The 10,874-nt window shown below is 70.6% G+C and carries 7 protein-coding genes and 1 pseudogene; 4 read left to right on the top strand and 4 right to left on the bottom strand.

All coding sequences use genetic code 11. The features are described from left to right. The first annotated feature begins 1,124 nt into the window (after positions 1–1,124). The 3 genes from PKF00_RS24260 (at position 1,125) to PKF00_RS24250 (ending at position 4,707) form a co-directional block, all read left to right on the top strand. Positions 1,125–1,271 (top strand): hypothetical protein, encoded by a 147-nt coding sequence (locus PKF00_RS24260; RefSeq protein WP_271219928.1) that lies wholly within the window; start codon positions 1,125–1,127, stop codon positions 1,269–1,271. A gap of 491 nt (positions 1,272–1,762) precedes the next feature. Next, on the top strand, positions 1,763–3,322 hold the full coding sequence (locus tag PKF00_RS24255) for a serine/threonine-protein kinase (RefSeq protein WP_271219927.1): 1,560 nt from the start codon (positions 1,763–1,765) through the stop codon (positions 3,320–3,322). Beyond that, entirely contained in the window at positions 3,322–4,707 is a 1,386-nt protein-coding gene (locus PKF00_RS24250; protein ID WP_271219926.1) for an FG-GAP repeat protein, read from the top strand. The genes PKF00_RS24255 and PKF00_RS24250 overlap by 1 nt, the downstream gene beginning before the upstream one ends. A gap of 139 nt (positions 4,708–4,846) precedes the next feature. On the opposite strand, the gene PKF00_RS24245 is transcribed toward PKF00_RS24250, so the two are convergent. The 3 genes from PKF00_RS24245 to PKF00_RS24235 form a co-directional block, all read right to left on the bottom strand. Then, the gene (locus tag PKF00_RS24245; RefSeq protein WP_271219925.1) at positions 4,847–5,707 is read right to left on the bottom strand and encodes a TatD family hydrolase; all 861 of its coding nucleotides are present in this window, start codon (positions 5,705–5,707) and stop codon (positions 4,847–4,849) included. A 105-nt stretch (positions 5,708–5,812) separates the two neighbouring features. Beyond that, a complete protein-coding gene (metG, locus tag PKF00_RS24240; protein WP_271219924.1) occupies positions 5,813–7,594 on the bottom strand; it encodes a methionine--tRNA ligase in 1,782 nt (593 codons plus the stop codon). Between the two features lie 35 nt (positions 7,595–7,629). Then, complete coding sequence (locus PKF00_RS24235) at positions 7,630–8,886, bottom strand: glycosyltransferase (protein ID WP_271219923.1); 1,257 nt, start codon at positions 8,884–8,886, stop codon at positions 7,630–7,632. Between the two features lie 101 nt (positions 8,887–8,987). Here PKF00_RS24235 and PKF00_RS24230 point away from each other — a divergent pair, with 101 nt between their 5' ends. Then, complete coding sequence (locus tag PKF00_RS24230; RefSeq protein WP_271219922.1) at positions 8,988–10,550, top strand: hypothetical protein; 1,563 nt, start codon at positions 8,988–8,990, stop codon at positions 10,548–10,550. Here the strand turns inward: PKF00_RS24230 and PKF00_RS24225 are convergent. Then, positions 10,498–10,874 (bottom strand): annotated as a pseudogene (locus PKF00_RS24225) (phospholipid carrier-dependent glycosyltransferase); the annotation flags it as partial. The gene PKF00_RS24230 and the pseudogene PKF00_RS24225 overlap by 53 nt on opposite strands.

The raw sequence follows: 10,874 nt of genomic DNA, 5'->3' as shown, positions 1-10,874 counted from the left end.
GCCGGACCCTGCAGACCGGTGTCGCCGATCGGACCCTGCGGACCGACCGGACCCTGCGGACCGTCGGCGCCCGCCGGACCAACCGGACCAGCGGGACCCTCGGGACCGGCAGCACCGTCGGCACCCGCCGGACCAACCGGACCAGCCGGACCGGCCGGGCCTGCCGGACCCTCGGGACCAGGAGCACCGTCGGTGCCCGCCGGACCGGCCGGGCCTGCCGGACCCTCAGGACCTGCGGGACCTGCCGGACCCGCGGGCCCGTCGGCGCCGTCGGCACCCGCCGGACCCTCAGGACCTGCCGGGCCTGTGGGCCCGGCGGGGCCCTGCGGGCCTGCCGGGCCTGCCGGGCCTGCCGGGCCGGTGACGCCGGGGGCGCCGTCAGCGCCCACCGGACCGACCGGTCCCCTCGCGCCTGTGGGGCCGACCGGGCCGGCGGGACCCACGGGGCCGGTGGCGCCGTCAGCGCCCGCCGGGCCCTGGGGGCCCCTCGGGCCGGTCGGGCCGGTCGGGCCCGCGGGGCCCCTCGGGCCTGCGGGTCCCGCGGGGCCCTCGGGAACTTCACAGAGGGACACCGGCAGGTGGAGCCACCTGCACAGCGGGATGTAGACCGGCTCCTGGCGGAGCTCCGCCGCCGGCTTGGCGCGTTCCGGTTTGTCGGTGCGCGCCTTCTTCGAGACGGAACGGGATGTGGTGGAGGCCCGGAAGGGCTTCACTTTGAAGGAAACGCCGGCCGGCCTGCCCAGAGCGGTGCCGCTCACCTGGGAGTGAGCGATCCGCTGAGCTGAGAGCCCGGTCGACGTCGTGTCGGCTCCTGCTGGAGCAGGGGAACAAACAAGAACGGCCCCGGCGAGAGCGCCACCCACCAGGGTCCGTTTCATAAAGGTAGCCACGGGCGATTTTCTCCCCCAGGACATATGTGAAAAACGCCGGACCGAACCTTTTGAGACACCAGAAGACCTCTGGAAACAGTAGCCGCAAAACATTGTTCGCACATTGGCCGAGAAACGCGCGTTTTTTTACTCGCCCTTCGGCCAAAACGCTTCATAAAACACCTATTCCAGCATTGCCATGATTAAAACGGATCAAGTGCCCTCCGTGCGAACCAACGACGCCGGAGACCCGGGGTGATCCGCACCGCCTCGGCCGCCGCCGAGCTCGCCGCCCCGACGCCGCTCGGCATGGAGTCCCGGAGCGGACACGGACACGCCCTTGAGAACGCCGCGAAGGCGAGCGCCGCCCGTTCCTGCCCCGAGCGGAAGACAACCGCCTGAAATGACATGGCGTTCCCGCATTGTCACGTTCGACGGCTCAGCACATATATGTTCGACGACTGCACGCATATATGTACAACAAAGAAATAGCGCATGCGTCCCGAGAAAATCCACAGACAACACACCTGTCGAAGGTTTCGTTTTTATCCGGAAGCCATTGCCGCGGTCACCGAAAAAGCGAAGCGGCCCTCGGACGGCTCGCGGTCGATGGACCGTGACGCTCTGCGGCCGACGTCGTGAGCCACGCCCGTCCGGGCGGAGGACCTACACCTGGACGAGCGGAGGGCTCTGCCCGGATGGGAAAATCCTCCTCTCCCGGACAGGGACCGAGCCCCTTCCTGAGCGGGAAACGGGTTTCGCGGTTCGCAGCGGGAGCCGCCGTCTGGCAGGAGTATGGGAGTACCCGTTCGCCCGGCGGCGAGCCGCCGTGTTCCAGCCCGATACCGTTGGCCGTACGGGGGATCGTCGGCGAGGAAGGAATCCACCCCGTGATGGACGTCAACCAGCCCGGTGTCGAGGGGCTACGTCCCGGCGACCCCGAGCGGATCGGGGACTACCGGCTCGTCGGGCGTCTGGGCGAGGGCGGCATGGGCACCGTCTATCTGGCGACGGCCCCCGCCGGACGGGCCGTGGCGGTGAAGGTGATCAAGCCTGAGGTCGCGATCGAGGACGGCTTCGCCGCACGCTTCCACGCGGAGGTGCGAAACGCCAGGCGGGTCGCGTCGTTCTGCACCGCCCAGGTGCTCGACAACGGCAACGCCGAGGACGGCAGGCCGTACATGGTCACCGAGTACATCGCGGGCACGCCCCTGTCGCGCCAGATAAGCACGTACGGCGCGCTCGAACCCGCCCAGTTGCACGGCGTGGCCCTCGGGGTGGCCGCCGCGCTGGCCGCCATCCACGTCGCCGGGCTGGTCCACCGCGACCTCAAGCCCGCCAACGTGGTGCTGTCCCTGTCGGGGCCTCGTGTGATCGACTTCGGCATCGCCAGGGCACTGGACTCCACCCACAGCTTCACCCGCTCCGGCGAGCTGCTCGGCAGCCCGGGGTGGTGGGCTCCCGAGCAGGTCCGCGGCCTCGAGGTCACCCCGGCCGCCGACATCTTCGCCTGGGGCTGCATGATCGCCTACGCGGGAAACGGCCGCCACCCCTACGGCACGGGCAACCTGATCACGATGGCGACCCGGCTGCTGAACAGCCGGCCCGACCTGGGCACGCTTCCCGCCCCGCTCGACGACCTGGTCCGCAGGGCGACCGCGATGGACCCCCGGGCACGGCCGACGGCCCAGGACCTGCTGATCGCCCTGGTGGGCGGCGGCATCGCGGCGCCCGCCACGGCCGCGTCCCCGGCGGACCCACCGACCCTGATCTCCGACAGCGTGCTCAGCGACTCGTGGAGCCCCCCGGCCAATGTGGAACCGGACTCCACGCAGGTCCTCAGCGTGCTGAGGCGAGGAACCCCGTCGGCGGCCTCCGGATCTCCCGCCCCGCCTCGTCCTGACACCCAGCCTCCGCCCACGCCCGCCACGGCTTCCGCGGCCCCTGCCCGGCGGCGCTGGCTGCTCGCCGGCCTCGCCGTGGCGGCGGCGCTGGCCGTCACGGTCGCGGTGCTGCTCAGCACGGGCGAGGGAGGCGGCGGCCAGGCGCGGCCCGGGACCGCCGTGGCCGACGGCGTCACCGACGTGGGCAGGCGGATCGCGACCGGCTCCCTGATCGGGGATCCGCAACTGATCGTCCCGCGCCCGCCTCGATGCGGGCTGACCTCCTACGAAGGCGCCGCCGCGAAACGCGGCCAACTGTGCGTGATCGGAGTGACCGTGCTCAACACCGGCGGCGAGCGGACGCCTCTCAGCCGAGTTCCGCTCAGTCTGGTCGACGACCTCGGCGCCTCCCACGCCCCGGCGGTCACCCCGGCGGGTTCGCCGGACGGTCTGGCTCCCGGCGGCAGGGTGGACGGGATCCTGGTCTACGACCTGCCCCAGGGGCGCAGACCGGCGAAGCTGGTCGGCCGGGTGACCGAGGGCGGGCGGAAGATCGAGGTCAGGTTGTGATGAGGCTTCCCATCTCCTTGCTGGTGTCGGCCCTGCTCCTTCCCCCCCTCGCCTCCCCCCTTTCCGCAGGGTTTCCCGCCGCGCCTGCCGCCGACTGCGCCGGGGCCGGTTCGAACGACTTCGACGGCGACGGCGTGGACGACACGGTCGTCGGCGACCCGTTCGCCGCCCCGGGCGGGCACGGGGGCGCGGGAGCCGTGCACCTGCTGTTCGGCAAGGGCGAGCGCGGGAAGGTCGTGAGCGCGCCCTCACCCGAGGCGGGCGAGGGGTTCGGCTGGTCGGTGAAGCTGACCCGTCTCGACGCCGACCGTTGCGCGGACCTGCTGATCGGCGCGCCGTACGCGGACGTGGCGGGGCAGCGGGACGCGGGCGCCGTCTACGCCGTGTACGGCGGGGCGGAGCGGAAACCGGTGCGTCTGGTCTCCTCGACCCCCGAGGCCGACGCCCACTTCGGCTGGTCCCTGGCCTCCGACGGCGCCGTGATCGCCGTCGGCGCCCCGCACGAGGACGCCGACGGGGTCGAGGACGCGGGCGCGGTCCACCTGTTCGACTCCGGCTCGCTCGCCGGGGAACGGCGGATCTCCCAGGACACGGAGGGGGTGCCCGGCAGCAGCGAGGTCGGTGACATGTTCGGCTGGTCCCTGGCGGTAGGCAGGCTCGGCGGAGCCCTCGACGAGCCGGATCTCGCGGTCGGCGCGCCGTACGACAACGACGACGGGCGGGGACGGCAGAGCGGGGAGGGGAAACGGGACGCCGGGTCGATCGCCGTGCTCTTCGACGTGCGCGAACCGAAGCAGGAGTACGCCGCCAAAGACTGGGACCTCCACGAGATCGTGCCCACCGACGCGGGCGACCGGCTCGGCTACGCGATGGCCTACGGCCAGGAGGGCGACGTGGGGTACCTCGCGGTGAGCGCGCCGCTCGGCGACGGCGGCCAGGTGAAGGACTCGGGGCTGGTCCGGCTCTTCCGCGCCTCGGGAACCGAGGAGGTCGCGCCCCTTGCCACCCTCGACCAGGGGGCGGATGGTGCGGCGGGTGAGGGCTACGGCTTCTCACTGGCCTTCACGGGTGAGGGCGGGACCCGGCTGGCCGTGGGGGTTCCGTTCGACGGGCCGGACCAGCGGGGCGGCGTGCGGCTGGTGCCGGTACGGGACCCGGCGAGGGCCCAGCTGGTCGCCCTGGGCGGGGCGGGCGACCACTTCGGCTGGTCGGTGGCCTTCAGCGGCAACCGCCTGGTGGTCGGCGCGCCGGACCACGGCCGGTCGGGAGCGGTGGCGCTGCTGGGCCGCAACGACGGCACCGGCACCCTGCTGTCACCGGGGACCGGTGAGGTGCCCGCCCTGAGCGAGGGGGACTCCGCCGACTTCGGCGCCACCGTGGGCTGAGAACCCGCGTGAGCGCGGATGAGGCGCTCACGCGGAACCGCGCTCCGAGAACCCGCGGAACCACAGGGGAACAGCCCGTGCGGACCGTGGGTCCTCCCCCTGCGAAACCGTGGGCGGAGACGCCCCGTGCGGGGGCGGTTCACCAGGCGCCGAAGACGGCCTCCCCGTTCGCGCTGATGGCGGAGGCGAGCTCCGCGGGATCGGCCTGCTTGACCTCGGCGAGACAGCGCAGCGTGAGAGGGATCAGGTAGGGGGCGTTCGGCTTGCCGCGGTGCGGCGTCGGCGGGAGGTAGGGGGCGTCGGTCTCGACGAGCATCAGCTCCTTCGGCGCGACCGCGGCGGCCTCACGGAGATAGCCCGCGTTCTTGTAGGTGACCGGCCCGGAGAAGGACATGAAGTAACCGGCGTCCACGCACTTCTTCGCCATCTCGGCGTCGCCGGAGAAGCTGTGGAAGACCACGATCTCCGGAGCCCCCTGGTCGGCGAGCACGCGCAGCACGTCGTCGTGGGCCTCCCGGTCGTGGATCACCAGGGCCTTGCCGGTCCTTTTGGCGATCTCGATGTGCGCCCTGAAGCTGGCGTGCTGGTCGTCCTTGGAAGCCCAGTCACGGTAGTAGTCGAGCCCCGTCTCCCCGACCGCCCTGACGTGCGGCAGGCGGGCCAGCTCCTCGATCTCGGCGAGGACCTCCGGCGTCGAGGCGTGCGCCTCGTTGGGGTGGATCGCCACTCCGGCGTAGACGTCGGAGTGCAGCTCGGCCGTACGGGCGTTCCACCGGGACGACGGCAGGTCGTAGCCGATCGTGACCAGGCGGGTCACCCCCACGGAGCGAGCCTGGTCGAGGATGCCCTCGATGCTCGCCTGGGCCGCCTGGGCGGCCTGCGCGACGGGGTCTCCTGAGGACGCCTGACGGTTGCCCACCATGATGTCGAGGTGGCAGTGGCTGTCGAACACCTCGGCGGCCAGGGGCTCGGGGACTGCGGGAAGCTTCGTCGTGCTCACCCGACCAACCTACCGAGACCCCGCGACGCCTCGGGCCCGCTGAAACCCACAGCGGGCCCACAGCGGGCCCGGCGCGGCCCGCGCGGAACGCGGGCCGCGGACGTCTCACTCGCCCAGGCGGGCGAGCTCCTCGTCGACGATCTTCGGGTCGAGCTTCGCGAACAGCGGGGTCGGGGGCGCGAGCGGAGCTCCCACCCGCAGCGGCGTGTGCTCCCAGCGTGCGCCGTCCTCGTAGGAGCCGGTGATGATGGGGTACTGCCTGCCGCTCTCCTCGTCGACCTCCTTGATCTCCGGCATTCCCGACCACACGCCGGTGCCGCCGAGCATCGCGTGGATCTTGTTGGAGGAGGAGGGCAGAATCGGGGTGAGCAGGGTCTTGGCGTCGTCGACGACCTGCAGGGCCACGTGGAGGATCGACTTGACCCGCTCGGGGTCGTCCTTGATCTTCCAGGGCTCCTGCTCCGCGAGGTACTTGTTGGCCTCACGGATGACGTCGAACGCCTCGTTCGTGGCGTTCTTGAACCGGGAGCGTTCGAGCTCGGCGCCGACCTTCGGGAAGGCCTCGCGGCTGCGCAGCAGCATGGCGCGGTCGGCGTCGGTGAGGTCGCCCGCCTCGGGGATGGCGCCGAAGTTCTTCGCGGCCATCGAGATCGAACGGTTGACCAGGTTGCCCCACGCCGCGACCAGCTCGCCGTTGTTGCGGTTGAGGAACTCCGACCAGGTGAAGTCGGTGTCCTGGTTCTCGGGGCCCGCGACCGCGATGTAGTAGCGCAGCGCGTCGGCGTCGTAGCGGGCCAGGAAGTCGCGGACGTAGATGACGACCTGGCGGGAGGAGGAGAACTTGCGTCCCTCCATGGTCAGGAACTCGCTGGAGACGACCTCGGACGGGAGGTTCAGCGCGCCGAGTGCCCCGGGACGGCCGTCCCTCGCGCCCTGGCCGTTGTAGCCCAGCAGCAGCGCGGGCCAGATCTCGGCGTGGAAGACGATGTTGTCCTTGCCCATGAAGTAGTAGCCACGGGCGTCGGGGTTCTGCCACCACTGCCGCCACGCGTCGGGGTCGCCGGAGCGGCGGGCCCACTCGATGGAGGCGCTGAGGTAGCCGATGACGGCGTCGAACCAGACGTAGAGCCGCTTGTTCGGCTGGTCGCGCCAGCCGTCCAGCGGGATCGGCACGCCCCAGTCGAGGTCGCGGGTGATCGCGCGGGGCTGCAGGTCGCCCAGCAGGTTGAGGGCGAACTTCAGCACGTTGGGCCGCCAGTCGCCCTGCTTGGACTGCAGCCAGCCGCCGAGGACCTCGGCGAAGGCGGGCAGGTCGAGCATGAAGTGCTCGGTCTCGACGAAGACCGGGGTCTCGCCGTTGATCCTGCTGACCGGGTTGATCAGCTGGATCGGGTCGAGCTGGTTGCCGCAGTTGTCACACTGGTCGCCGCGCGCGCCGTCGTAGCCGCAGATCGGGCAGGTGCCCTCGATGTAGCGGTCGGGCAGGGTGCGCCCCGTGGAGGGCGAGATGGCGCCCATCGTGGTCTTGGGGAAGACGTAGCCGTTGTCGTAGAGGCCCTTGAAGATCTCCTGGGCCACGGCGTAGTGGCTGTCCGTCGTGGTCCGGGTGAACAGGTCGTAGGACAGCCCGAGAGCCTGGAGGTCCTCGGCGATCACCCGGTTGTAACGGTCGGCGAGTTGGCGGGCGGTCAGCCCCTCCTTGTCGGCCTGCACCTGGATGGGCGTGCCGTGCTCGTCGGTCCCGCTCACCATCAGGACCTTGTTGCCCGCCATCCGCTGGTAGCGGCTGAAGATGTCGGACGGCACGCCGAATCCGGAGACGTGCCCGATGTGGCGGGGGCCGTTGGCGTAGGGCCACGCGACCGCGGTCAGGATGTGCTGGGACATGATGCCAAGCCTAAGGGACGCCCAGGGGGTGCGGCTCAGGCCTTGGTGCTCTCCCTCGGGACGGATTGCGGCTCCTCCTCGCCACCGTCCAGGCTGACGGCTTGGGCAGCCTCCTCTGCGGCGGAGGCGGCCACGTCGATCGGCGTCTCCTTCGTACGACGGATGCCCAGGATGCTGATGAACAGCGCGGCGAAGATGGTCTGGAAGCTCATGATCAGCGCGGTGGCCGAGGGAACGACCAGGCGCAGCGACTCCGACGGGATCAGCGGACCGAAGCTGCGGGTCTGCCAGTGGACCAGAGACGCGACCAGACCGGCGAGACCGGCCAGGGCCAGCAGGCCTCCGGCGATCAGGCCCTTCTCCAGGGTCACGATGTCGACGAGCTTGCGCACCCGCCTGTCCTCCGGCAGGAAGCCCTCCTCCGCGGCGTACACCTTGGTGAACAGGGCGAAGAGCGCCGCCTGGAAACCGATCACCACCGCCGCCGACGCGCCCACCAGGGTGTCGACGTCGAAGGCGAGGTTGCCGATGTAGACCGGGCCGAAGGTGAGGGCGGCGCCCGCGACCAGGCCGAGGGTCATCAGGATCAGGCCGGGGATGAAGAACAGCCAGCGCGGGCTGTACAGCAGCAGGAAGCGCAGGTGACGCCAGCCGTCGCGCCAGGAGCGCAGGTGCGGCGGGCGGGAGCGGCCGTCGGGCGACAGCGTGGTCGCCACCTCGCGCACGTCGAGGCCCGACAGCGTCGAGCGCACCACCATCTCGCTGGCGAACTCCATGCCGCCGGTCTGCAGGCCCAGCTTGAGGATCGAGTCGCGCCGGAAACCGCGCAGCCCGCAGTGGAAGTCGCCGATGGCGCTGGGGAAGAACAGGCGGCCGATGAAGGAGAGCACCGGGTTGCCGAGGTAGCGGTGGAGCGGGGGCATGGCGCCGGGGGCGATGCCGCCCTTGAACCGGTTGCCCATCACCAGGTCGGCTCCGTCGCGCAGCTGCTCGACGAAGGGCAGCAGCGCGGTGAAGTCATAGGAGTCGTCGGCGTCGCCCATGATGACGTACTTGCCACGGGCGGCCCTGATTCCGCCCATGAGGGCGTTTCCGTACCCCTTGGCGTCCACGTGCACGACACGGGCTCCCGCGTCGCGTGCGAGCTGCTGGGAGCCGTCCGTGCTGCCGTTGTCGGCTATCAGGACTTCTCCGTCGATCCCGTGCTCCCGCATGCAGGCCAGTGCCTTGCGTACGCAGGTCTCCACGGTCTCCGCCTCGTTCAAACAAGGCATGACCACGGTCAGTTCCACGTCTCAACCTTTCAGTTACGGCACAGCCCAACCTCATCATGATGCCCTCTATCGTCTACCGTCCGGGTCAACTCCGTGAAACGACTGGCATCCTGTAATGCATGGTGACCGTCACCGAACCACCGCGCCTGGACGCGCCCGCGACGGGCGTGGCCACACGCGTGTGGGAGTTCCTCGGGCGCCACCGGCTGTTCGTCGCCGCCGTGGTGCTGGCATTCGTGCTGCGTGTCGTCACCATGCTCGGCTACGGCCCGGCACTGTGGTTCAACGACTCCTTCGGGTACGTCTCAGGGGCGGTCAACCCCGACAGACCCAATGCCCTGCGCCCCAACGGCTACTCCTTCTGGATGCTGTTGCTGAGGCCGCTGCACAGCTTCGCCCTCCTGGTCTTCACCCAGCACCTGATGGGCCTGGGCATCGCGACGCTGGTCTACGCGCTGCTGCGCAGGAAGTTCGGCCTGCCCGGCTGGGGGGCGACGCTGGCCGCGCTGCCGGTGCTGTTCGACGCCTACCAGATCCAGCTCGAGCACCTGGTCATGTCGGACACGATGTTCATGCTGCTCGTCGTCGGCGTCGTGACGCTGGTGCTGTGGCACAGGAAGATGTCGTGGCGGCTCGGCGCCGTGATCGGGCTGCTGCTGGCGCTCACCGCGCTGACCAGGTCGATCGGACTGCCGATCCTGGCGCTGGTCGTGGCCTACATGTTCGTCAAGCGGACCGGCTGGAAACCGATCGTGGCCATGGTCACCGCGTGCGGGATCCCGGTGATCGGCTACATGGCCTGGTTCGCCACGGCGCACGGCAACTTCGCGATGACCACCAGCGACGGCGCCATCCTCTACATGCGGACCGCGCTGTTCGCCGACTGCACGAAGATGAAGATCGACCCGCGCAAGGAGCTGGAGCTCGCGCTGCTGTGCATCAGCGCCCCGCCGAGCGAGCGTCACTTCTCCGGGCAGAAGTACCTCTGGTGGGCCCAGCCGGGTCAGCGCTTCCACGCTTTCGGCCCTGACAGCGCCTTCACCCCCGACATCAACCAGGCGGCGGGAACGTTCGCCAAGCGCGCCATCCTCGCCCAGCCGCTCGACTATCTCGGTGTCATGGCCGGAGACTTCTTCCGCGCCTTCCGCTGGGACCGGCCGCAGTTCCCCGACGCCAACACCTACCGGCAGTACGAGTTCCTGCCCGAGGGCAAGGTCCTGCCCACCTGGCCCTCCTACCGGGGCACCAGCGACCGTGACGCCCAGATCTACGACCCGAGCCTGCCGACCGCGCAGATCCGCGGCAAGCCCGGTGTCATCGGCACCCAGGTCCACGACCCGTGGGCGGCGTTCATGCAGGGCTACCAGAAGACGATCAGACTGCCGGGCATCGTGGTCGGCGTCCTGCTCCTGATCGGCCTGGCCGGCGTCGTGGTGCGCTGGCGTGCGCTGGGCGGCCCGGTCCTCCTGCCGTGGCTGGGCGCCTTCGGGCTCATCCTGGCCCCGGCCGCGACGGCCGAGTTCGACTACCGCTACGTCCTGCCCGCCGTCCCGCTGGCCTGCCTCGCCGCCGCGATCTCGTTGCGGCACGGGCTCACCCTGCGGCGCCGTCCCGCCGGATCCACCGCCGCTAGATCCACCGCCGCAGAAGCATCCGCAGAGACCACTGCGAGTACGGAATGACCTCGGCGGTGAGCACCGGGTGGAGCCACCAGAGGTTGGCCAGCGCGAGGAGGGCGAAGGCGCCGACCAGCGAGGCCCCGACCGCCCTGCGGTTGGGCGCGGCGGACGCCTTCCCCATGACGAGTCCCGCGGCGAGGGTGAGCGCCAGGATCATGAACGGGACCATGACGACGGCGTAGAACAAGTACATCGTGCGGTCGTCGGCGACGGCCCAATAGAACCAGGGCAGCCATCCGGCGGCGTAGGCGAGCAGGACGGCCCCGGCCCGCCAGTCGCGGGTGGCGACGTACCAGGCGATCATCGCGACGAGGGCGACGAGCCCGC

This window comes from Streptosporangium carneum, assembly GCF_027922005.1.
Taxonomy (GTDB): domain Bacteria; phylum Actinomycetota; class Actinomycetes; order Streptosporangiales; family Streptosporangiaceae; genus Streptosporangium; species Streptosporangium carneum.
The sequence above is the reverse complement of the archived record's forward strand: the minus strand, read 5'-3'. Positions and strand labels throughout refer to the sequence as shown.

What these genes read in the sequence shown, in the direction of transcription:
- PKF00_RS24255 (WP_271219927.1), top strand. Translation starts at nt 1,763, where the DNA reads ATGGACGTCAACCAGCCCGGTGTCGAGGGGCTACGTCCCGGCGACCCC.
- metG (WP_271219924.1), bottom strand. Translation starts at nt 7,594, where the DNA reads ATGTCCCAGCACATCCTGACCGCGGTCGCGTGGCCCTACGCCAACGGC.
- PKF00_RS24230 (WP_271219922.1), top strand. Translation starts at nt 8,988, where the DNA reads ATGGTGACCGTCACCGAACCACCGCGCCTGGACGCGCCCGCGACGGGC.
- PKF00_RS24250 (WP_271219926.1), top strand. Translation starts at nt 3,322, where the DNA reads ATGAGGCTTCCCATCTCCTTGCTGGTGTCGGCCCTGCTCCTTCCCCCC.